We start from the raw sequence: 22,704 nt of genomic DNA, 5'->3' as shown, positions 1-22,704 counted from the left end.
GCGCTTTTACGCGCGCTTCTCTCGCGCCACGGTAAGTGGATGCGGCAGGCGCGTCAGCATTTCCTTCGGCACGACCTGCCAGAAATGCTCGACCTGCCGGTCCCAGTCGTTGAGCAGGCGCGCGCCCAGCGGCGACTTGGTCTCCGCGACATGCTCGGCCACCTGCGCCTTCAGCACGGCCTCCCAGTGCGGATGGTCGATGCGCTGCCAACTCACCGTCTCGGGATTGACCTTCAGCTTGAACGCATCCTCGGGGTCGTAGAGGAACGCCATGCCGCCGGTCATGCCGGCGCCGAAGTTGACGCCGATCGGCCCCAGGATCACCGCGGTGCCGCCAGTCATGTACTCGCAGCCGTTGGAGCCCAGGCCCTCGACCACGGCGTCGGCGCCCGAGTTGCGGACGGCGAAGCGCTCGCCGGCGCGGCCCGAGGCGAACAGCTTGCCCGCCGTCGCGCCATAGAGAACCGTGTTGCCGATGATGGCGTTGGCTTCCGGCACCAGCGGGCTGGAGATGGTCGGCTTCACCACGATGGTGCCGCCGCTCAGGCCCTTGCCGACATAGTCGTTGGCGTCGCCGAACACTTCGAGCTTCATGCCCTGCACCGCGAAGGCGCCGAGCGACTGGCCGGCGGTGCCGCGCAGGCGCACGGTCACGGTGTCGGGCGGCAGGCCCGCCATGCCGTACTTGCGCGTGATCATCGCCGAGAGGCGTGTGCCGACGGCGCGATGGGTGTTCCGCACGCTGTACTGAAGCTGCATCTTCTCGCGGTGCGTGAAGAGGGGCTGCACGTCGCGCAGCATCTGGGCGTCGAGCGTGTCGGGCACCTCGTTGCGGCCCTCGACCGTGCAGTGCACGGTCTCGTGGCCGCCGTCGGCGCGCGTCAGCAGCGGGTTGAGGTCGAGATCGTCGAGATGGCGCGCGCCACGACCCACCTGCTTCAGCAGATCCGAACGCCCGACGATCTCGAGCAGCGACTTGTAGCCGAGCTGCGCCAGGATCTCGCGCACCTCCTCAGCGACGAAGCTGAACAGGTTCACCACCTTCTCAGGGCTGCCCTCGAACTTTTCGCGCAGCTTCGGGTCCTGCGTGCAGACGCCGACCGGGCAAGTGTTGGAATGGCACTGCCGCACCATGATGCAGCCCATGGCGATCAGCGAGGCCGTGCCGAGACCGTATTCCTCGGCGCCCAGCATCGCGGCGATCACCACGTCGCGGCCGGTCTTGATGCCGCCATCGGTGCGCAGCAGCACCTTGTCGCGCAGGCGGTTCAGGGTCAGCACCTGGTGCGTCTCCGACAGGCCCATCTCCCAGGGAATGCCGGCATACTTGATGCTGGTCTGCGGCGACGCGCCGGTGCCGCCGTTATGGCCCGACACCAGGATCACGTCGGCCTTGGCCTTGGCCACGCCCGCCGCGATCGTGCCGATGCCGGAGCGCGCGACCAGCTTCACGGTCACGCGCGCCTCGGGGTTGATCTGCTTCAGGTCGTAGATCAGCTGCGCCAGATCCTCGATCGAGTAGATGTCGTGATGCGGCGGCGGGCTGATCAGCGTGACGCCCGGCGTCGAATGACGCAGCTTGGCGATCATCTCGGTGACCTTGAGGCCGGGCAGCTGCCCGCCCTCGCCGGGCTTGGCGCCCTGGGCCACCTTGATCTCGAGCTCGCGGCAGTTGTTCAGGTACTCGGCCGTGACGCCGAAGCGGCCCGACGCGACCTGCTTGATGGCCGAGGAGGCGTTGTCGCCGTTCGGCCGCGGCTTGTAGCGCGCGGCATCCTCGCCGCCCTCGCCGGAGTCGGACTTGGCGCCGATGCGGTTCATGGCGATCGACAGCGTCTCGTGCGCCTCCGGACCGAGCGCGCCCAGCGAGATGCCGGGGGCCACCAGCCGCTTGCGCAGCTCGGTGATCGACTCGACGTCGTCCAATGCAATCGGTGCACGGTCGGGCTTGAAGTCCAGAAGGTCGCGCAGGTTGATCGGCGGCTGGCGGCGCACCGCCTCGCTGTACTTGCGGTACTTCGCGTAGGACTCGGTGTTCACCGCGTCCTGCAGCATGTGGATCAGCGCGCCCTCGAAATTGTGCCGGTCGCCACCGCGGCGGGCCTTGTAGAACCCGCCGATCGGCAGGGCGATCACCTCCTCGTCGAAGGCGCGTGCGTGCTGCTCGGCGATCTCCTCCTGCACGCCGCGCAGGCCGATGCCCGAGATGCGCGAGGGCATGCCGGGGAAGAACTCGGCGACCAGCGAGCGCGACAGGCCGACCGCTTCGAAGTTGCAGCCGCCGCGGTACGACGACAGGACCGAGATGCCCATCTTGGACATGACCTTGAGCAGGCCCTCGTCCAGCGCCTTCTTGAAGTTGGCCAAGCCTTGCGCCAGCGACAGCTTGCCGAACAGGCCGCGCGCGTGGTGGGCCGCGATCGTCTCCTCGGCGAGGTAGGGGTTCACCGTCGTGGCGCCGACGCCGATGATGACGGCGGCATAGTGCACGTCGAGGCATTCGCCCGAGCGCACGTTCAGCGACGTGAAGGTGCGCAGCGACTGGCGCACGAGATAGGAGTGCACGGCGCCCGCTGCCAGGATCATCGGCAGGGCGGCGCGATCCGGCCCGATGTTGGCGTCGGTCAGCACGATGTGCAGGCAGCCGCTGCGGACAGCGTCCTCGGCTTCCTTGCAGATGCGGTCGAACGACTGGCGCATTGCGTCCAGTCCGCCCTTCGGATCGAAGGTGCAGTCGATGCGCGCGACCGTGTCGCCCATGTACTTGCGCATCGCCTCGAACTCGGCGTTGAGCACGATCGGCGACTGCAGCGACAGCATCTCGCTCTGGACGGGCGATTCGTCGAGGATGTTGCCGAGGTTGCCCAGCCGCGTACGGATCGTCATCACGTTGCGCTCGCGCAAGCTGTCGATCGGCGGGTTGGTGACCTGGCTGAAGTTCTGCCGGAAGTAATGGTGCATGCCGCGATAGGTGTCGCTCAGCACCGCGAGCGGTGCGTCGTCACCCATCGAGCCGACGGCCTCCTTGCCGTCCTCGACCATGGGATGGAGGATCGCTTCGAGATCCTCGATCGACCAGCCGGCCGCGAACTGGCGGCGGCGCAACTCGTCGGCGGGGAAATGCTCGGTGGCCGGCGTGTCCTGGCGGATCAGCGAATCGAGCTCGACCGTGCGCTCTGTCCAGCTCGCATAGTCGTGCGTCGCGGCCAGCATGTCCTTCAGCTCGCGGTCCTTGTAGACCCTGGGCTGATCCATATCGACGGCCAGCATCTCGCCCGGGCCGAGGCGGCCCTTCTCGACGATCTTGGCCTCGTCCTGCGGGACCATGCCGGCCTCTGAGCCAGCGATCAGCAGGTTCTCGGACGTCATGACATAGCGCATCGGGCGCAGGCCGTTGCGGTCGAGCCCGACCAGCGCCCACTTGCCGGCGACTCCGGCGATGGCGGCCGGTCCGTCCCACGGCTCCATGACGCCGTTCACGTAGTTGTACATGGCGCGATGATCGGCCGGCACGTTGGGGTTCGTGGCCGAGGCCTCGGGAATCATCATCGTCTTGACCATCGGCAGGTTGCGATGGCCGCGCACCAGCAGCTCGAACACGTTGTCGAGCGCCGATGAATCCGACGCGCCGGGCTGCACGATCGGCTTCAGGTCCTCGATGAAACGGCCGAACGTCTCGTGCTCCAGCCGCGCCTCGTGGCTCTTCATCCAGTTGACGTTGCCCAGGATGGTGTTGATCTCGCCGTTGTGGGCGAGCACGCGGAAGGGCTGCGCCAGCTTCCATTGCGGGAAGGTGTTGGTCGAATAGCGCTGGTGGAAGATCGCGAAGCGCGAGGTGAAGCGCTCGTCGAGCAGGTCGGGATAGAAGGTCGACAGATGCTCGGCGAGGAACATGCCCTTGTAGACGACCGAGCGGCAGGACAGCGAGCAGACGTAGAACTCGGCGATGTTCTCGGCGAGCGCGGCCTTCTCCATGCGCCGGCGCAGGATGTAGAGCTGCTTTTCGAACTCGCGGTTGTCGAGCTTGGCATCGCCGCGGCCGATCAGGATCTGCTCGATCTCGGGCCGCGTCTCGTTGGCCTTGGCGCCGATGACCGAGATGTCGACCGGCACCTGGCGCCAGCCAAGAATGGTGTGGCCGAAGCGCAGGATCTCCGCCTCGACGATGGTGCGGCAACGCTCCTGCGCGCCGAGGTCGGTGCGCGGCAGGAACACCATGCCGACCGCGATGCGCCCGACCTGCGGGAGCTCGCCGCTCGCCTCGCGGACATATTCCTTGAAGAAGTCCTGCGGGATCTCGACGTGGATGCCCGCGCCGTCGCCGGTCTTGCCGTCGGCGTCGACGGCGCCGCGATGCCACACCGCCTTCAGCGCATCGATGCCCGCCGCCACCACGTCGCGGCGTCGCTTGCCGTCCAGCGCGACCACGAGACCGACGCCGCAGGAATCGAGTCCCTCGGCGGGGTTGTAGCCGTAGGCGGCGGTGAGCTTGTCGGTTCCGCTCTTGTAGTCGCGGACGAATTGCTCGGCATCGAAGGGAAGGACGGACATGGTCAACTCCAGCTCAGGAGATCGTTGTCATCCCGCGCACCGCGAGGGACCTTTGGGCGGCGCCCGATAAGGGTCCCTCGCTGCGCTCGGGATGACGGAAACTACGTGTCGGAGAACAGCTTGCCGGACTCGGCCCAGTTCTCTTTCTTGATGTCGGTGAGGATGATCTGCACCGCGTCGGGCGTGCAGCCGAGCGCGCGGCAGGCGCCGTCGGTCAGCTCTTTCGCCAGTGCACGGCGCTGTTCGATGGTGCGGCCCTCGAACATCTGGACGTTGATCATCGGCATTTTCTTCTTCTCCCTTGGTCAGAACGTGTGATCGATCGCGACATGACCGGGCTGCGCCTTCACGCGGGCCAGCCAGGCCGTGACGTTAGGATAGCGCGACAGGTCGAACTCGCCCTCGTCGGCGACATGCGTGTAGGCATAGAGCGCGATGTCGGCGAGGCCGTAGCGCTCGTCGACGAAGAACGTCCGCGTCGCGAGATGCTTCTCCATCACGTCGAGGGCGGCGTAACCCTTCTTCATGATGTCGGGCAGGTTGGCTTCCTGCTGCGGCGTCAGCTTGTCGAAGAAGTGCTTCCAGAAGCGCGCCACCGCGATATAGGGCTCGTGGCTGTACTGCTCGAAGAACATCCATTGCAGCGTCTGCGCCCGCGCCAGTCTGTCCTTCGGCGCGAACGCCGTGCCCTCGGCGAGATACCAGAGGATCGCGCCCGATTCGAAGAGGAACGTGCCGTCTTCCAGCTCGAGCGTCGGGATGCGGCCGTTCGGGTTCTTCGCGAGGAACGCCGGCGTGCGCGTCTCGCCCTTCAGGATGTCGCGCTCGATGCGCTCGAACGGCATGCCGAGCTGCGACATCAGCAGCCAGACCTTGTAGCCGTTCCCCGACCCGGTGAAGTCGTAAACCTTCAGCATGGCTCTCTCACTCGGCCGCGATGCGCTGGGCGGCCAGCGCCTTGGTGGTCAGGTAGGTGTGGATGCGCTCGGCGGCGTCGCGGCCATCGCGCACCGCCCACACGACCAGCGAAGCACCGCGCACGATGTCGCCGGCGGCGAACACGCCGTCGAGGCTGGTCATCATGCTCTTCCAGTCGATCTTGAGCGTGTTCCAGCCGGTGACGCCGAGATCGGGCGCGCTCATCGCGGCCGGCAGGTCTTCCGGGTCGAAGCCCAGCGCCATCAGCACGAGGTCGGCCTCGATGTTGACGTGGCTGTTGGGAATCTCCTGCGGCGTCTGGCGACCCGACGCGTCCGGCATGCCGAGATGGATGCGCACGGTACGGACGTGGCTCACCGTCTCCTTGCCGAGGAAAGCCTGCGGGGCGGCCAGCCACACGAACTCGACGCCCTCTTCCTCGGCGTGCTTCACCTCGCGCTGCGAGCCCGGCATATTGGCGCGATCGCGGCGATAGAGGCAATTCACCGACTTGGCGCCCTGGCGCACGGCGGTGCGCACGCAATCCATCGCGGTGTCGCCGCCGCCGATCACCACGACGTTCTTGCCCGCGGCGTTCAACGTGCCCGATTCGAATTCGGCGACCGTGTCGCCCAAACCCTGGCGGTTCGACGCGGTGAGATAGTCGAGCGCCGGCGCGATGCCCTTCAGGCCGACACCGGGCGCGGCGATGTCGCGCGCCTTGTAGACGCCGGTCGCGATCAGCACGGCGCTATGACGCGCGCGCAGTTCTTCCAGCGTGACGTCGCGGCCGACATCGCAGTTCATATGGAAGGTGACCTTGGAGTCGCGCAGCAGCTTCTCGCGGCGCTGCACGATCTCCTTCTCGAGCTTGAAGTTCGGGATGCCGTAGATCAGCAGGCCGCCGACCCGGTCATAGCGATCGTAGATCGCGACCTGGTAGCCCTTCCGGCGCAACTGCTCGGCCGCCGCGAGACCCGCGGGACCGGCGCCGACGATACCGATGCTCTCGGGCCGCTCGCGTCGCGGCTGGATCGGCTTCACCCAGCCGCGTTCCCACGCCGTGTCGGTGATGTACTTCTCGACCGAGCCGATCGTGACCGATTCGAAGCCCTTCTCGATGACGCAGTTGCCTTCGCACAGCCGGTCCTGCGGGCAGATGCGGCCGCAGATCTCGGGGAAGTTGTTGGTTGCCGAGGAGAGCTCGTAGGCTTCGTCGAGCCGGCCTTCGGCGGTCAGCTTCAGCCAGTCCGGGATGTTGTTATGGAGCGGGCAGTGGACTTGGCAGAAGGGCACGCCGCATTGCGAGCAGCGCGCGGCCTGCTCGGCCGCCTTGTCCTTGGCGAAGCTCTGGTAGATCTCGTCGAAGTCGCGACGACGCTCCGAGGCCGGCCGCTTGTCGGGCATGGCTTGCGGCGTTCCGACGAACTTCAGCATCCTCTCGGCCATCCCCGGCCTCCTCGGATAATTGTGTGAAATTTTATTACGCAAGAAGCGCGCCGATCGCGCCTTTACTGCTTTGTTGGACGCCTTAGACCATGCGCCGAGACGATAGTCAACAGTACTGACCTATTTTTGGTCTGTGCAGCGACCACAAACGACTCGTCTCGCAAGGAGATTCAAGGGAAGTCTATTTTGATACCGTTTTAGGACTAACGGCTTTGGGCAAGCATAGGCGCGATCTGTGACGCCTTTATTGGGCGTAGTTAAGCGGGGGCGTGGAGGTTGTAGCGGCCGCCGAGCCGGTAGCGGTCGAGGTACATCGGCAGGATGGCCTCGGCGGCGGTCGGCTCGATGCCGAGAGCGGCCAGGCCCGGGGCGCCGGGGCGGGCGACGTTGTCGGTCACCAGCAGATCGACCTGGTCGTGGGTCAGCGGCGGCACCGGCAGGAATTCCGAGAAGAAGCCCGCGATCCGCATCAGGCCAGCGGGAACGCCGATGATCCGCTTCTGGCGGTCGATCTCGCGCAGCACCAAGCCCGCGATCTCGCGATAGGTGTAGACGCGGGGTCCGCCCAGCTCGAACACGGTCTTGGCCGTGTCGGGCCGCGCCAGCACGGCCACCACGGCCGAACCGACATCGCCCACGAACACCGGCTGGACCTTGGCCGAACCGTCGCCCACCACCGGCAGGAACGGCGCCTTGGCCGCGATCTGGCCCATGCGATTGAACATCGCGTCCTCGGGCCCGAAGACCACGCTCGGCCGCAGGATCGTGGCGTCGGCGAAGCCGGACACGATCGCGTCCTCGGCATCGACCTTGGAGCGGATGTACTTGTTGGTCGAATTGCGCTGGTCCGCGCCGATGCCCGACATATGGATCAGGCGTTGCACGCCGGCGGCCTTGGCGGCCTCGGCAATCAGCCGCGAGCCGTCGACATGGACGGTCTTGTAGCTCTGCCGGCCGCGCTGGAAGGCGATGCCCGAGGCATTCACCACCGCCTGGCTGCCGGCGATCGCGGCCTTCACCGAGGCGGCGTTGCGCAGGTTGGTCCGCATCAGCGTGATCTGGCCAACATCGCCGGCCGTCTTGGTCCGTTCAGCCAGCTCGATGCGGCGGCAGGCGATGCGCACCTGGTAGCCGTCCTGCGCCAGCGCCCGAACGATGGCGCGGCCGACGAAGCCGCTACCGCCAAAAACCGTGACCTGCTTGATGCTCATGGTAGCTGCCTATAGCCCAAACCCATGAAGGTTCAAGGGCGAAGCGCGCCCGCGATGTCGCGCGCGTGTCCGGCGCGGTTGACATCTGAGCGGCACGGCCCTAACTCAGCGCCCGCACTAGACCGCATGCCGTGCCCAGGTGGCGGAATTGGTAGACGCACTAGTTTCAGGTACTAGCGCCGCGAGGCGTGGAAGTTCGAGTCTTCTCCTGGGCACCATGCGGCTGGTTTCTCTTTGAAACCAAATAGCCAAGCCGCATCAAGAGCTTGCGCTGACCGGCACATATTCGAAGAGCGCCCGGCTATGTCGCGCCGATTGGTGCGGTACACCGATCCGTAAAGCAATCGCGCGTCCGTTAAGCGTACTCCATCTGACATGCGGAAGTGCGCAGCGGCGCCAAAGAGGCTTCTGTGGCGAGGGCTGTGTCTGCTCGCAGTGACTTGGTTCCAGAAGCGATCGGCGGTCCAGCCGTTACGGATCATCATTGAGGGCGTGGGCTGGTGGGTGGCTCTGCTTACGCAGTCGGTGAGTAGCTGATATCGAACTGAGGGTATCGCTCTTGGAGTAGCTTCATCGCCTTGTGCCACCCCGCTCCACCCCACTGACTGGAGAACGCATACGTTCTCCCGTTCACGCGGAGAAGCTGGTCATCGTCACATGACCAACGGCGATGATCAAAATGAGGTCCGCCAGAAGACGCCTGTTCGGTGGCCAGCTCTCTGAATCGTGTGGCATCGACTATACCGTCGACGGCGTACCAAACTCGGTTTGGACGCCAATTGAATAATGCGGTCACCTCGTCTGGGCTAATTCCCTTTTCGCAAACGCGCTTGCAAAGAAAGTGAATGGCGTTGCGCTTCCACATGGAGGCGCTGCGCTCGCCGCCAATTTGAACATCGAATCTCGTAAAGTCAGCGTTACTGGTTCGGGCTTCTCTCTCCTTTTGAACCTTCTCCCGAACTTGGATTTGATATTCCTCAATTTCAGGCAGCGGAATTATCTGCTGCACATCCACCAAAATCTGATCGCTCAAACGATAAGGCTTCAAGCGAACGCATCGAATATTAATGTTGTGGTCGAGAAGCCATAAGACCGACGATGTAAGTTCTTTGGAAAATTCGGCAGATGCCAGAACAATCCGGACATCCTGCGCGAACTTGTCATCGTCTGCTTCGTCCCATTCGAGAAAATCGAGCAACATCCGACGAGCATCCTGCTCGTCCCTCCCAAGTCGGGCCAAGTGCCTGCTGTACACGTCCACTGATTGATCGAATGTCAAAGTGGAAACCATGGACGCATAGCGAATAGCTTGTAGATCCATGTGGCCGCCATCTTCAGTGCGCTTCAGTTCAATGACTACAATGTTGGCCTCTTCATCGATTCCGAGGAGATCTATGCGTCTACGCGATTCTTCCCACTCCCCAAATTCTTCCGAAATAATAAGGGTGTTTGGAGAAATGACCTCGATGTGCTCCCGAAGAAGGCGTTGAAGGTCGGCACGTTCGCGGAGCCCTTCGTTGCTGAAGGTGGTTTCCTCAACGCGCTCGATAGCATTCTTGCCGAACCGATATATTGGCATTGCCCCAACCTCACCGCGAGTTTACTCGACTGTTGTACAGCTCAAGACGACGAGCCGATTTCTCGCCCTCTGTCATAAGATGGCCTTTGCGATATTCCCCACCTTTGGGCTCTCTCTAGGCGGCCTCTCCTGGTCAGACTGAATGCGCGTTGCGCATAGGCAAGAGTAGTCCTGCCGTACACACGCTCTTGAGCCGCATTAAAAACTGACTCGTTGACAAGGCGAGCGAGCCTCATTGTCGGCGTTGCCGCCATTTTGTCGGCTAACGCTGGGTCTTTCGCCGCAATGAACACTACATGCGGAGACAGCGTCATCATCATGGTGAAGGCGGGATGGGGTGGGTTATGCCGATACCAGAGCGGACGGTCGCAAGTGAGAAGCTCCTTGTGACGCGAGCGGACCCTGTGCACGGTCCAATCCATATCCATGTAGAGTTGAACGAGTTCCGGCCGCGTCATGTGCTTGATAAGCATCCGGAGGTGAAAGTTGGCGATCTGGTCGGGGAAGTGCTTCTCTGTCCAATCTAGAAGCGTGAATTCGGGTTTGTAGCCCAAGGCCTTTTCGACCTCCTCCGGCGCCGTGTCGCGAAGGTTGGCGCGGACGGCGGCCGACAAGATCTGCTTGAAATGAGTGATCTTTTCGGGTGTTCGCGCTGTTGCGGCGGCCAGGAAGATGGCCCAATCAGTCCGCTCCTCAGCCGTAAGCGAAAAGTGCTCCAAGTTCACAAAGCGGGAGTGAATGATGGCGGCTTTCGCATCGAGCAGTTTGAAGAAATGAGTCTCTACTCTGTGTCTATTCTCGAGTGAAACATGCTCTTGGGCGTAGAGGTTTGGTTCATAGCCGGTGCCCTTGGTAGACGGGACATGCCCGAATACCACTCGGTCTTGGATCAGCCGATAGTTTGGTACTCGCCCGTCAGGATCGGCCCACTGCTTCAAATAAAATTGCGGAATGTAGTGATGATCCATGCCGGCCGATGACGATGAGAAAGCTCACGGATATCGTACTACGCTAATTATGGGAGAACTAAAATGCTGCCACTCAACCAGGAAGAACTTGACCGGAAATGGAAGTGCTTCGAGGAAGAGCTGAGCCAGCGCGCGGGAGGTGTGAAACGGATGCGGCTGAATGGGGCGGCAGATGGGGAAATGCCCTTTTGGGTATGCAAGGTCGGCGATGGACCTTGGGAAGTCGACAGGTGAGGCCCTCCTGCCAGATGGACTGCGCCACTGGACTGGCGTACAAGCTCCCGGCGTATCCGCATCTTATCGTGGAATATCAGTAGTTTAGACCTTTCTTGCCGCCGTTAGTCCTAGGCGCATGCAGGTCAGTCGGAGCATCCAGTAATGGCGATCAGCCTTCACCGCGGTGATCTTCCCGCGGACGTTTCGTTCGGCCCGATCGTGGCCATCGATACCGAGACCATGGGTCTCAACCCCCATCGCGACCGGCTCTGCCTGGTCCAACTCTCCGGCGGCGACGGTAATGCCCATCTGGTGCAGATCCCGCGCGGGGCGCCCAAGGGCGCCGCCAAGGCGCCGCGGCTGGCGGCCCTGATCGCCGACCCGAATGTGCTGAAACTCTTCCATTTCGGCCGTTTCGATATCGCCGTGCTCGAGCATTCGCTGGGCGTGCGCTGCGAGCCGGTCTACTGCACCAAGATCGCCGCCAAGCTGGTGCGCACCTTCACCGACCGGTTCGGCCTGAAGGAACTCTGCCGCGAGCTTTTAGGCATCGACCTCTCCAAGCAGCAGCAGACCTCCGACTGGGGCGCCGAGACCCTGACCGAGGAGCAGCTTGCCTACGCCGCTTCCGACGTGCTGCATTTGCATGCGCTGAAAACCAGGCTGGATGCGCTCCTGGAGCGCGAAGGCCGCCGCGAGCTGGCCGACGCCGCCTTCAAGTTCCTGCCCACCCGCGCGCGTCTGGACGTCGCCGGCTGGCCTGAGACGGATATTTTCGCCCACTAAAAAATCGGCCGTGCTGACGTTGGCACGGTTCTTGCATTAGACTGCCCAACGGGGAGGTCCAACGACCTTCGGGGTGGGGTGCAATGCGTATCGGTCCGAGTCTCATTCTCGCGTCACGCCAGACCTTGGCGATGACGCCTCAGCTCCAGCAGGCCATCAAGCTCCTGCAATTTTCGCACCTGGAGCTGGCTGCTTTCATTCAACAGGAACTGGAAAAGAACCCGCTGCTGTCCGAGGGCAGCCCGGACGAGGGCCCGGTCGCCGAATACGAGGCGCCGGTCCTGGAGACGCCGCGCGACACCGCCGACGCCCTGGCCGAGGCGGCTCCCGCCCTGTCCGAAGCGGATGACCGCTGGACCCGCGAACATGCCGACCGCGGCGGCGATGCCGCCGCCAGCCGCGTCGGCCAGCGCGAGGATGCGCCCGACGCCCTCGATTTCGTGGCCGAGCGCCCGCAGTCGATGGCCGTCCATGTGCTCGAGCAGCTCGAGATCATGTTCGAGGACCCGGCCGAGCGCCGCATCGCGCTCAAGATCGCCGAGGGCCTCGACGAGGCCGGCTACTGCCGCCTCGACCCGGCCGCCGTGGCCGAAGCCGTCGCGACCGACATCGCGCTGGTCGAAAAGATCTGGGCGCGGCTGCGCCAGATGGAGCCGGCCGGCATGTTCGCGCGCACCGTCGCGGAATGCCTCGGCGCCCAGCTCGCCGAACGCAATCGCCTCGATCCGGCGATGAAGGCGCTGCTCGACAATCTCGATCTCGTCGCCGCCGGCGAACTCGGCCAGCTTCGCCGCCGCTGCGGCGTCGACGACGAGGATCTGCGCGACATGCTATCGGAGCTGCGCACGCTCGATCCGCGCCCCGGCCAGGCCTTCGACTTCGAGCCGATCCAGCCGGTGCAGCCCGATCTCTACCTGACGCCGGCCAAGGATCCCGAGACCGGCGAGGATGGCTGGCACATCGAGCTCAACACCGATGCGCTGCCCAAGGTGCTGGTCGATCGCAACTACCACGCGACCCTGATGAAGGGCGCGCGCGCCAAGCCCGATCGCGACTTCGTCGCCGAGCGTTTCCAGTCGGCCAACTGGCTGGTGAAGACGCTGGAGCAGCGCGCCACCACCATCCTCAAGGTCGCGCGTGAGATCGTGCGCCAGCAGGACGGCTTCTTCCGCCACGGCGTCAGCGCGCTGAAGCCGCTGGTGCTGCGCGACATCGCCATCGCCACCGAGCTGCACGAGAGCACGGTGAGCCGCGTCACCTCGAACAAGTACATCAACACGCCGCGCGGCATCTTCGAGCTGAAGTACTTCTTCACCTCGGCCCTGCCGGCGCGCACGCCGGGCGTCGTCGTCTCCTCGGAGTCGGTGCGCTCGCGCATCCGTCTGCTGGTCGGCGGCGAGAACGCGCACCAGCCGCTCAGCGACGATCGCATCGTCGACCTGCTGAAGGGCGAGGGCGTCGAGATCGCGCGCCGCACGGTCGCCAAGTATCGCGAAGCCATGCGCATTCCCTCGTCGGCCGAACGCCGTCGCCTGGGACGCCTCGGCATGAACCGTCCGATGCCGGGCGGCCTGTCGAACGCCGCCGTCGCCGCCCAGGCGATGACCGGTCCGGCCGACTGAATGGCGCCGCCGGGACCGTCGGCGTGCTCTGGAACCACGGCTTGACCCGACCGGGGGAGGCGCTTATAGGGGCGCACTCCTCGCAGAGCGGATTTAGTCCGCGCTTGCTAACCCATTGGTGACATTGTGGAAATCGCCGATTTGCTGACCGGTCCGGATGCCGTTCTGGCCAGCGCCAAGGCGACCGGAAAGAAGGCGTTGCTGGCGGAATTGGCCAGCCGGGCCTCCGGTCTCTTCCAGATCGACGAGCGCAAGCTGTTCGACCGACTGCTCGAGCGCGAGCGGCTGGGTTCGACGGGTATCGGCGGCGGAATCGCGATCCCGCACGGCCGGCTGACCACGATGGCGAAGCCGATGGGCGTGTTCGCGCGGATGGCCCATCCCGTCGACTTCGACGCGATCGACGAGCGCCCCGTGGACATCGTGTTCCTGCTGGTGACGCCCGAGGGTGCGGGCGCCGATCACCTCAAGGCGCTGGCGCGGGTGTCGCGCCTGCTGCGCGACCGCAGCCTCGTCGAGAAGCTGCGGGCGACCGAGAATGCCGAGGCGCTCTACGCGCTGCTCGTCGAGACGGTCCAGGCGCAAAGCGCCGCCTGAACCGCCGTCTCAGGCTCCTTTAGCCAGATCCTCAGTGCACCAGCGCGGGCTCGAGCTCGTGCTGGCGGATCAGCGCCACCGCGATCTCGATCGACGGCGCCGAGGCCATCGGCTTGCCGTCGGCCGAGAAGATGCCGACTGCGTGGGCGCCGTCGGGCATGCTCACCGGCCTGACATAGGCGATCTGCTCGGAGCCGAGGCTGAGAAAGGCCTCATCGGCGAGGGGGGTAAAGGCTACTGCATTGCTTTCCATGGCTACCTCCTTGGCAGCGTCAACGCGCTCCGCCTCAACGGCTGCGACGCGCGGTGATATCGATCGTGTGGTCGGCGCCGGCGGGGCTGCCCGCGTCGATGCGGATGGTTCGGATGCGCGGCTCGAGCACCGGTCGCACCAGGTCGATCGACAACAGGCCGTTGTCGAGACGGGCGCCCGTCACCTCGATGCCGTCGGCGAGCATGAAGGCCCGCTGAAACTGGCGCGCGGCGATGCCGCGATGGAGATAGACCCGGTCGGCGTCGTCGGCCTGCTTGCCGCGCACCGTGAGCTGGTTCTCGACCAGTTCGATCACCAGGCCGTCGCTCGTGAAACCGGCGACCGCGAGCGTGATGCGCAGGCCGTGCTCGCCGATCCGCTCGATATTGTAGGGAGGGTAGCCCTCGGCGTTCTTGGCCAGCCGGTCGAGCGTCCGCTCGAGCTGGTCGAAGCCCAGTAACAAGGGCGAATTGAACATCGACACACGACTCATAGAACCCCCCTCCGTGGAGCGAGTGGCCGGGAACCCCGTACGGGCCTTCCCTTGTGATGAATCTGGGGTGCGGACGGCCGGGTTCAAGGCCCGGCTCTCCAGCCCATCGCCACGGGGCTCGGGCTGGGGTAAAATGTCCACAAACCCCTCCACTGCCCGGCTACTCGAGCCTCCCGGGCCAAAGAACAGAAACGATGACGCTGGTCGCCTCTGACACAAGACGGCCCGGGGAGCCTTTGGTTTCCGGAGCCCGGCCGATCCGTTCGGTTCCCGTGCGCCCCTCGGCGGCGGCCAAGAAGGAACGGCGCGCCTTCGGCCGCTGGTTCCTCGGCTCCTCCCTCTATTCGCTCACCCTGGGTTACGGCACCCCGCGCAGCTTCTTCGCCGTGGCGGCCGATGCCTGGCCGGGCGATGCCGTGCTGGGCCAGCGGCTCCTGCTGGCCGGTGAGTTCGCGGCCGCCGGCAGCGTCGGCACCGTGCTTCCGGATTCCGACGATCCGCCGTGGCAGCGCGCCGGCGCGGCGCCGCTGTGGCTCGATGCGCTGAACGGCTTCGCCTGGCTGCGCGACCTGCGCGACAACGGCGATCCGCACGGCGCCCTGCTCGCGGCGAAGCTGGTCGACGACTGGACCAATCGCGAATGGCGCTGGTCGCCGATCACCTGGAAGCGCGATGTTCTGGCATCGCGCATCGTCTCGTGGATCCGCCATTACGAGTGGATGGCGTCGGCCGCCGATTCCGGTTTCGCGGCCCGCTTCGTCTTCTCGCTCGGTCGCCAGCGCATGCATCTGCGCCGCGTCGCGCGCCGCGGCATGGTCGGGCACGAGGCGGTCGCCGTTTACAAGGCGCTGGTCTTCGCCGACCTGGCGTTCATCCGCGACGGCAAGCATTTCGAGAAGAGCCTCGATCAGTCGCTCGGGCGGCTCGCCAAATTCCTGAAGCGCTATGTGCTGCATGACGGCATCGTGTCGGAGCGCGCGCCGCATCTTCAGCTCGCCGTGTTGCGTCACCTGATCGACGTGCGTGCAGCCCTTGCCTCGGCCGAGCGTCGCGCGCCCGCCGAGCTGGTCGCCGCGATCGATCGCATGGCGCCGATGCTGCGCTTCTTCCGCCACGGCGATGGCGGGCTCTCCCTGTTCAACGGCACCTGGGAGGGCGACCGCCGCCTGATCGACCTCGTGCTGGCGCGCTCCGGTTCGGGCGAGGTCGCGCCGACGATGGCGCTGGCCAGCGGCTTCCAGCGCCTGTCCGCCGGCACGTCGCTGGTGATCGCCGATGCCGGCAGCCCGCCGGGCCGCGGCATGGACGGCATCGCCCATGCTGGCACGCTCAGCTTCGAGATGAGCGCCGCGCACGAGCGGCTGGTCGTGAACTGCGGCACCTATCCCGGTGCGCCGCGCGACTGGCAGCATTTCATGCGCTACACGGCCGCGCATTCGACGGCCGTGGTCGACGACGTGAACTCGACCGAGATCACCAACCACGGTTCGCTCGAGTATCGCGCGGGCAACGTGCTGATCGATCGCGCCGACGATGCCGGCGCGCAGTGGCTCGACATGTGCCACGACGGCTATCGCTCGCTCTACGGCATCATCCATCGCCGCCGCCTGTGGCTGTCGCCCGATGGCGGCGACCTGCGCGGCGAGGATTCGTTCCTGGGCTACGAGGGACGGCCGGTCACCTCGCCGGACCAGCGCTACATCGTGCGCTTCCATCTCCATCCGACGGTGAAGGCGACGCTGGCGCAGAGCGGCCAGGCCGTGCTGATGCGCCTGCCGAGCGGCCGCGGCTGGCGGCTGCGCGCCACCGGCGCGGGCATCGGCCTCGCCGAGAGCATCTATCTCGGTGAAGAGGGCAGGGTGCGCCGCACCGAGCAGATCGTGCTGGTGGGCCAGGTCCCGGCCGAGGGCACCACGGTGAAGTGGGCCCTCACGCGCATGGAAGGCTAGTTACGGTCCGGGCGCGACGCCGATATCGAGAAGGCCGAGCTTCCCGAGACCGGCGGCCACGGCCTCGACGTTCTGCTGATCCGGCGCGATCTTGCCGTCAGGTGAGAATTTGTATTTCCCCAGCGCCGTCTGGTTCGCGAAGACCTGCCGGTATTTCAGGTTGAGCAGCAGCGAGCTGATCTGCTGCGGCGACAGTGTCTTGCCGCGATTTTCCTTCACCGCGGCATCGACCATGGCATTCCAGCCGTTGATGAAGGCTTTGGCGTCGCGTTCGGTCGCGGCTTTGACGAAAGCCTGCGGGTTGGAGCCGAACGCAACGGGCGGCGCATCCACGTAGAAGATCAGGCTGCCGAGGGCGAACACCAGATTGTCCGGCAGGATGTCGTCGGGGCGCACGACGTCGTGGAGACGCTGCTTGCGCTGCTGGGTCACGAAGTCCGGCGCGAACAGAAGCTTTCCCCGAGATGCCGTGGCGGCGAACGGCCCCGGCCGCTGGGAGGAGAGTTCGAGCGCGGTCAGGCGTCCACTGTTCGCGGCGGCATTGAATTGCCCCATCAATTGCGGCGAGGCATTCAAGGCCTGGTCGATCAGCCTGCCCTGATCGGGTGCCTGACGAGACAGGCCGTCGAGGATCGCCCGGAGTCGCGCGCCGATCGTCGTATCGGCCTTCGCGGCGAACGGCTGGACCGTCATTGCCGCGCAGGCCAGCATCAGGCCCGCCAGATGCCGACGGCTAACCATCGTGATCCCCTCTCAGGTTGGCGACGACTACGGCTTCAGGAAGCCGACCGTCTTGTAGACCTCGTCGAGGATCGGCGCGGCGACGGCGCGGGCGCGCTGGGCACCGCTGCGCAGGACGCTGTCGACATGGCCGGGGTCCTTCATCAGCCGCTGCATCTCCGCGCCGATCGGGCCGAGCTTGGCGACCGCGAGCTCGGTCAGCGCCGTCTTGAACTCGGAGAACTGTTTGCCGGCGAACTGGGCGACGACGGCGTCCTTCTCCTGATCGGCGAGGGCGGCGTAGATGCCCAGCAGGTTGTCGGCGTCGGGGCGCTTCTCGGCGTCCTCCAACGTGTCGGGCATCGGCAGCGGATCGGTCTTGGCGCGACGGATCTTCTGGGCGATCGCGTCGGCATCGTCGGTGAGGTTGATGCGCGAGTAATCCGACGGATCGGACTTGCTCATCTTCTTGGTGCCGTCGCGCAGGCTCATCACGCGCGTCGCCGCGCCAAAAATCAGCGGCTCGGTGATCGGGAAGAAGTCGGGCTGGGCGAAGTCGTTGTTGAACTTGATCGCGATGTCGCGCGTCAGCTCGAGATGCTGCTTCTGGTCCTCGCCGACCGGCACGTGCGTGGCCTTGTAGATCAGGATGTCGGCGGCCATCAGCGCCGGATAGGCGAACAGGCCCAGCGACACGTTCTCGCGGTCCTTGCCGGCCTTCTCCTTGAACTGCGTCATGCGGCTCATCCAGCCCATGCGCGCCACGCAATTGAAGATCCAGGCGAGCTGCGCGTGCTCGGGCACCATCGACTGGTTGAAGACGATCTGCTTGGCGCCGTCGACGCCGGCGGCGAGGAAGGCCGAGGCGATCTCGCGCGTCTGGGCGGCGAGCTGCGCGGGATCCTGCCACACGGTGATCGCGTGCTGGTCGACCACGCAGTAGAGGCATTCGTAATCGTTCTGCAGGCGCGCGAAGTTGCGGATCGCGCCGAGATAGTTGCCGAGATGGAGGTTGCCCGTCGGCTGCACGCCGGAAAGGATGCGGCCCTTGAGGCCGCGCGCTTCGTAGGCGGCGAGGTGCGGGTTGGGCGCGCCGGTGGCGGCCGCGGTCGTGGTGTCGGTCATTGGATGTGGACTCCGGTTCAGGTCGATGGCGCGGGGTTTGGACCTCCGCGCACCCCGCCGGTGGAAGGTCAGGGGCGCGCGGGTATCGCGCAGTCGGGGGGCGTAATCAAGGCATTCAGCGCGGCCGGAAGCAGCCGAAAAAGCCTTCCCGGCAATCGACCTGATACTCGAGCTCACCCAGGCGGGCTTTCGAAATGGCCGCGTAACATTGCGCCCGGATCAGCCGCACGATGCTGCCGCCTTCGTTCGCCAGGGCCATGTAGTCGCAATAGCTCGATCGATAGTCGAGCCAGGCCTTCTGCGACCGGGCGAGCGTTTCGGCGGCGGGTGCTGCGCCCAGTCTCTTCATGAGCAGCTCATAGGCCTGCGCGACCCTGGCATTGGTCGTTTCCGCGTCACGCGTGTGACACTCGACCATCGCTGCGTAGTCCGTCACCTGATGGCAATCGGGGGCGGGCGGATCGGCTGCCAGGGAAGCGGTCGCCAGCACGCCGGAGATCAAGGCGGCGAGAGCGCCGGAAGCCATCTTGCGGTTGTTCATGGTGTCCTCGGTTACCCATCGCAGGTTGACGGCGTCGCTCGCGACTGATCGGATCGAATTGCACGCATCTTGCAAGATAGCAGGAGCGTCAGGGAAATCGGCTTCGACACTCTGATTGGAGGCATCCAATGGACGAGCGTGGCTTGCGTGGTCTCATCGACAAGGTGAAGGCGGGCGGGCTGTCCCGTCGTGGCTTCGTGAAACGGATGGCGGCGGTCGGGCTCACCGCACCGATGGCGACCCAGCTTCTCGCCTTCTCGGGCGTGGCGATGGCGCAATCGAACGCGCCCTACAAACCGACCAAGCGCGGCGGCGGCGGCCTGTTGAAGGTGATGTGGTGGCAGGGGCCGACGCTCCTCAATCCGCATTTCGCCGTCGGCACCAAGGACCAGGACGCGTCGCGCCTGTTCTACGAGCCGCTCGGCGCCTGGGACCGCGATGGCAATCTCCAGCCCAAGCTCGCCGCGTCGATCCCCACGCGCGAGGACGGCATCGCCGCCGACGGCAAGTCGGTGACCTGGAAGCTGAAGCGCGGCGTCAAATGGCATGACGGCAAGCCCTTCACGGCCGACGACGTCGTCTTCACCTGGGCCTATGCCAGCGATCCCGCGACCTCGGCGGTCAGCAGCGGCTCCTACAAGGACGTTGTGGTCGAGAAGATCGACGACTACACCGTCGTCGTTAAGTTCAAGCAGCCCACGCCGTTCTGGGCCGACGCCTTCGTCGGCTGGGCGGGCGGCATCATTCCCAAGCACCTGTTCGCCGATTACATCGGCGCCAAGTCGCGCGAGGCGCCGGCCAACCTGAAGCCGATCGGCACCGGCCCCTACAAGTACAAGGACTTCAAGCCGGGCGACCTGGTCGCGGGCGAAATCAACCTCGACTATCACGTGCCCAACCGGCCGTACTTCGACGCGATCGAGATGAAGGGCGGTGGCGATGCCGTGTCGGCGGCGCGCGCCGTGCTGCAGACCGGCGAATTCCACTTCGCCTGGAACCTGCAGGTCGAGGACGAGATCCTCGTGCGCATGGAGAAGGGCGGCAAGGGCCGCGTCGTCATCTCGCCCGGCGGTGGCATCGAGCACCTGCAGGTGAACAACACCGACCCCAATGTCGAGATCGACGGCGAGCGGTCGAGCCTCAAGGTCAAGCACCCGACGCTCACCGATCCGGCGGTGCGGCAGGCGCTGGCGCTGCTGATCGACCGCGATTCGATCGAGAAGCACATCTATGGCCGCATCGGCCTCGCGACGGCGAACTACATCAACAATCCCGAGAAGTTCCGCTCGAAGACGACGAAGTACGAGTTCAACATCGACAAGGCCAACGCCCTGCTCGACAAGGCGGGCTATGCGCGCGGTCCCGACGGCATCCGCGCCAAGGACGGCAAGAAGCTGAAATGGGTCTACCAGACCTCGATCAATCAGCCGCGCCAGAAGACGCAGCAGATCATCAAGCAGGCGCTGCAGAAGGCCGGCATCGACGTCGACCTGAAGTCGGTCACGGCGTCGGTGTTCTTCTCGTCGGACGTCGCCAATCCCGACACCTATCCGCACTTCTATGCCGACCTGCAGATGTACAACAACGGCATGAATGCCCCCGACCCGGAGGTGTTCCTGCGCCAGTTCTGTTCGTTCGAGGCCGCGCAGAAAGAGAACAAGTGGCAGGGCCGCAACATCACGCGCTGGCAGAGCCCGGAATACGACGAGACCTACAAGGCAGCGCAGACCGAACTCGACCCCATCAAGCGGGCTGCGCTGTTGATCAAGTGCAACGAGCTGGTGGTGAACAACCAGGTCGTCATCCCGTTGGTCGCGCGACCCGGCGCCGTCGCGCTGATCCACAACCTCGTCGCCAACATCAGCGGCTGGGACAACAACACCTGGGACCTCGCGAACTGGTATCGCGACGGGTAACGGTCAGACGAGACGATCGAACAAGACCAGGCCACGTGGATCGCGGGCGCGGAACAGCTGGGCCGGCCGATTGCTGCCGCGCCGCTGCTCGCCGGTGATCGGCTCCAAGAAGTCCATGGCCGCGATCTTCTTGCGGAAGGCGGACTTGTCGAGCGGCTTGCCCAGCAAGATCTCGTAGACCTCCTGGAGCTCCGAAAGCGTGAAGGCTTCCGGCAGCAGGTGCACCGGCACGCTTGAATATTCGACCTTGCGTCGCACGCGCTCGATCGCGGCCGCCAATATGTTGGCATGGTCGAATGGCAGGTCGGCCTCGACGCCGCTTTCACGCACCGGGAACCAGCGGCCAATGTCGGGAGGGTCGATGGCATCGCCGCCGATCAGAGCGAAGTAGGCGACGGTCAGTGACCATCCGCGCGGGTCGCGATCTGGTCCGCCGAATGTCTGCAACTGCTCGAGATAGGGAGACCGCGCGCCGGCTTTGGCCGAAAGGACGCGCCGTGCCGCATCCTCGAGCGAGCCGTCCTCGTTGCTTCGAATGAAGCCGCCGGGCAGCGCCCAGGCTCCCTTCGCCGGTTCCTCGCTCCTTTGCGACAGCAGGACGCTCAATGCCTGCCCGGCCAGCCGCAGGATCACGACGTCCACGGTAGCGATCGGGGTCGTCCAGCCTGCCGTTTTTCCGCTCTCGTCCCTGCTCGCCATCGCTTCCTCCCACGCTCGCTATTTGCGCGAGATTTCAGTTATTGACAATGGGAATATAAGTTAGTAGATAATAGACACTAACTAGGAGGAACCGATGTTCGGAATGCGTTTCATCAAGAGCGAGCCCACCCAGCACATCCTGTATTTCCGTAACGGACGGCTGCGCCGTGAGGGCACGGGACAGTCGTTCTTCTATTTCGCCCCGACGGCCGGCATCGCGCTGGTCCCGACCGCCAGTGTCGACGAGCCGTTCATCGTCCAGGAGACCACGGCGGATTTCCAGGAAGTGACCGTCCAGGGCCAGGTCTCGTACCGGGTCAACGACCCGCACCGGCTGGCGAAGATGATGAACTTCACGCTCGATGCCAAAGGCAAGTACGTGTCGGAAGATCCCGGCAAGCTCGGCCAGCGGGTCATGCATCAGGTCCAGGTGTTGATGCGCTCGGAGGTCCAGTCTCTCGATCTGCGCGCGGTGCTCGCGGCCGGCGACAGGCTCGGCCTCAACGTGGGCGAAGCCCTGAAGGCCAACCCGGTCATCGTTGCACTCGGTGTCGAGGTACTGGGCCTGTCGGTGCTTGCCGTACGCCCCAAGCCCGAAACGGCGAGGGCTCTCGAAGCGGAAGCCCGCGAGGCGCTGCTGCGACAAGCCGACGAGGCGACCTACAGCCGCCGGAACGCCGCCGTCGAGCACGAGCGGGCGATCAAGGAGAACGAACTCAATACCGAGATCGCCGTCGAGGGAAAGCGCCAGCAGGTTCGCGAAGCGCAGATGGACGTCGAGCGCGCGGTCAAGGCCAAGGAGCAGGAGATCGCTCGCGCCGGCATGGAAGGCAAGATCGAGATCGAGGAGCGCAATCGCCAGCTGATCTCGCTCGTTACCGAGAACGCGCGCGAAGAGGCCGACGCCAGAGCCTACGGCATCGCCGCGGCGATGAAAGCTTTCGCCGATGCCAACCCGACGGTCGTCCAGGCCCTGGCCACCGCCGGCATGCAACCCGACCAGATCGTGGCGACGGCGTTCCGCTCTCTCGCCGAAAACGCCCAGCGGATCGGCGAGCTGAACATCCAGCCCGACCTGCTCCGCGACCTGATGAAGAGCCGGTAGGCGGGT

Annotated in this window: 20 protein-coding genes and 1 tRNA gene; 8 read left to right on the top strand and 13 right to left on the bottom strand. The window is 65.1% G+C overall.

Annotated elements, in window-relative coordinates:
- Window positions 1-6: 6 nt before the first annotated feature.
- The 5 genes from gltB to AC1RP5_RS00795 form a co-directional block, all read right to left on the bottom strand.
- Window positions 7-4,551, bottom strand: coding sequence for a glutamate synthase large subunit (gltB, locus tag AC1RP5_RS00815; RefSeq protein WP_493108660.1), 4,545 nt, complete (start codon window positions 4,549-4,551; stop codon window positions 7-9).
- 101 nt (window positions 4,552-4,652) lie between these two features.
- Window positions 4,653-4,838: a 4-oxalocrotonate tautomerase gene (locus AC1RP5_RS00810; RefSeq protein WP_493108659.1), complete on the bottom strand. Its 186-nt coding sequence runs from the start codon at window positions 4,836-4,838 to the stop codon at window positions 4,653-4,655.
- Between the two features lie 18 nt (window positions 4,839-4,856).
- The gene (locus AC1RP5_RS00805; RefSeq protein WP_493108658.1) at window positions 4,857-5,468 is read right to left on the bottom strand and encodes a glutathione S-transferase family protein; all 612 of its coding nucleotides are present in this window, start codon (window positions 5,466-5,468) and stop codon (window positions 4,857-4,859) included.
- A 7-nt stretch (window positions 5,469-5,475) separates the two neighbouring features.
- The gene (locus AC1RP5_RS00800; protein ID WP_493108657.1) at window positions 5,476-6,918 is read right to left on the bottom strand and encodes an NAD(P)-dependent oxidoreductase; all 1,443 of its coding nucleotides are present in this window, start codon (window positions 6,916-6,918) and stop codon (window positions 5,476-5,478) included.
- Between the two features lie 257 nt (window positions 6,919-7,175).
- Window positions 7,176-8,129 carry a complex I NDUFA9 subunit family protein gene (locus AC1RP5_RS00795; protein WP_493108656.1) on the bottom strand — a complete coding sequence of 318 codons (954 nt, stop codon included), beginning with the start codon at window positions 8,127-8,129 and terminating at the stop codon, window positions 7,176-7,178.
- A gap of 133 nt (window positions 8,130-8,262) precedes the next feature.
- Between AC1RP5_RS00795 and AC1RP5_RS00790 the strand changes: the two genes are divergently transcribed.
- Window positions 8,263-8,347 (top strand) — tRNA-Leu (locus AC1RP5_RS00790).
- 296 nt (window positions 8,348-8,643) lie between these two features.
- On the opposite strand, the gene AC1RP5_RS00785 is transcribed toward AC1RP5_RS00790, so the two are convergent.
- On the bottom strand, window positions 8,644-9,708 hold the full coding sequence (locus tag AC1RP5_RS00785) for a hypothetical protein (RefSeq protein WP_493108655.1): 1,065 nt from the start codon (window positions 9,706-9,708) through the stop codon (window positions 8,644-8,646).
- 41 nt (window positions 9,709-9,749) lie between these two features.
- The gene (locus AC1RP5_RS00780) at window positions 9,750-10,676 is read right to left on the bottom strand and encodes a DUF4238 domain-containing protein (protein WP_493108654.1); all 927 of its coding nucleotides are present in this window, start codon (window positions 10,674-10,676) and stop codon (window positions 9,750-9,752) included.
- Between the two features lie 63 nt (window positions 10,677-10,739).
- Between AC1RP5_RS00780 and AC1RP5_RS00775 the strand changes: the two genes are divergently transcribed.
- The 4 genes from AC1RP5_RS00775 to AC1RP5_RS00760 all read left to right on the top strand — a co-directional run bounded on the left by AC1RP5_RS00775 (window position 10,740) and on the right by AC1RP5_RS00760 (window position 13,897).
- Complete coding sequence (locus AC1RP5_RS00775) at window positions 10,740-10,910, top strand: hypothetical protein (protein ID WP_493108653.1); 171 nt, start codon at window positions 10,740-10,742, stop codon at window positions 10,908-10,910.
- A 144-nt stretch (window positions 10,911-11,054) separates the two neighbouring features.
- Complete coding sequence (locus AC1RP5_RS00770) at window positions 11,055-11,678, top strand: ribonuclease D (RefSeq protein ID WP_493108652.1); 624 nt, start codon at window positions 11,055-11,057, stop codon at window positions 11,676-11,678.
- Window positions 11,679-11,761: 83 nt separating this feature from the next.
- Window positions 11,762-13,300 (top strand): RNA polymerase factor sigma-54, encoded by a 1,539-nt coding sequence (rpoN, locus tag AC1RP5_RS00765; RefSeq protein ID WP_493108651.1) that lies wholly within the window; start codon window positions 11,762-11,764, stop codon window positions 13,298-13,300.
- A gap of 126 nt (window positions 13,301-13,426) precedes the next feature.
- A complete protein-coding gene (locus AC1RP5_RS00760; RefSeq protein ID WP_493108650.1) occupies window positions 13,427-13,897 on the top strand; it encodes a PTS sugar transporter subunit IIA in 471 nt (156 codons plus the stop codon).
- 31 nt (window positions 13,898-13,928) lie between these two features.
- Here AC1RP5_RS00760 and AC1RP5_RS00755 read toward each other — a convergent pair whose 3' ends face one another.
- Window positions 13,929-14,150, bottom strand: coding sequence for a DUF1150 family protein (locus AC1RP5_RS00755; RefSeq protein WP_493108649.1), 222 nt, complete (start codon window positions 14,148-14,150; stop codon window positions 13,929-13,931).
- Window positions 14,151-14,184: 34 nt separating this feature from the next.
- Window positions 14,185-14,643, bottom strand: coding sequence for an Hsp20 family protein (locus AC1RP5_RS00750; RefSeq protein WP_493108648.1), 459 nt, complete (start codon window positions 14,641-14,643; stop codon window positions 14,185-14,187).
- A gap of 236 nt (window positions 14,644-14,879) precedes the next feature.
- Here AC1RP5_RS00750 and AC1RP5_RS00745 point away from each other — a divergent pair, with 236 nt between their 5' ends.
- Window positions 14,880-16,592 (top strand): heparinase II/III family protein, encoded by a 1,713-nt coding sequence (locus AC1RP5_RS00745; RefSeq protein ID WP_493108647.1) that lies wholly within the window; start codon window positions 14,880-14,882, stop codon window positions 16,590-16,592.
- Here the strand turns inward: AC1RP5_RS00745 and AC1RP5_RS00740 are convergent, their stop codons facing one another.
- The 3 genes from AC1RP5_RS00740 to AC1RP5_RS00730 form a co-directional block, all read right to left on the bottom strand.
- Window positions 16,593-17,303 (bottom strand): hypothetical protein, encoded by a 711-nt coding sequence (locus AC1RP5_RS00740; RefSeq protein ID WP_493108646.1) that lies wholly within the window; start codon window positions 17,301-17,303, stop codon window positions 16,593-16,595. It abuts the gene before it with no gap.
- A gap of 57 nt (window positions 17,304-17,360) precedes the next feature.
- Window positions 17,361-18,437: a tryptophan--tRNA ligase gene (gene trpS / locus AC1RP5_RS00735; RefSeq protein ID WP_493108645.1), complete on the bottom strand. Its 1,077-nt coding sequence runs from the start codon at window positions 18,435-18,437 to the stop codon at window positions 17,361-17,363.
- A 115-nt stretch (window positions 18,438-18,552) separates the two neighbouring features.
- A complete protein-coding gene (locus AC1RP5_RS00730) occupies window positions 18,553-18,978 on the bottom strand; it encodes a lysozyme inhibitor LprI family protein (RefSeq protein WP_493108644.1) in 426 nt (141 codons plus the stop codon).
- Between the two features lie 128 nt (window positions 18,979-19,106).
- Here AC1RP5_RS00730 and AC1RP5_RS00725 point away from each other — a divergent pair, with 128 nt between their 5' ends.
- A complete protein-coding gene (locus AC1RP5_RS00725) occupies window positions 19,107-20,894 on the top strand; it encodes a peptide ABC transporter substrate-binding protein (protein ID WP_493108643.1) in 1,788 nt (595 codons plus the stop codon).
- 3 nt (window positions 20,895-20,897) lie between these two features.
- Here AC1RP5_RS00725 and AC1RP5_RS00720 read toward each other — a convergent pair whose 3' ends face one another.
- Window positions 20,898-21,536 (bottom strand): NUDIX hydrolase, encoded by a 639-nt coding sequence (locus tag AC1RP5_RS00720; RefSeq protein WP_493108642.1) that lies wholly within the window; start codon window positions 21,534-21,536, stop codon window positions 20,898-20,900.
- 151 nt (window positions 21,537-21,687) lie between these two features.
- On the opposite strand from AC1RP5_RS00720, the gene AC1RP5_RS00715 reads away from it, so the two are divergent.
- The gene (locus AC1RP5_RS00715; protein WP_493108641.1) at window positions 21,688-22,698 is read left to right on the top strand and encodes an SPFH domain-containing protein; all 1,011 of its coding nucleotides are present in this window, start codon (window positions 21,688-21,690) and stop codon (window positions 22,696-22,698) included.
- Window positions 22,699-22,704: the final 6 nt, after the last annotated feature.

Source organism: Reyranella sp. GW821-FHT12G01 (genome assembly GCF_058806575.1).
This window is presented reverse-complemented; position numbering and strand designations above follow the sequence as displayed.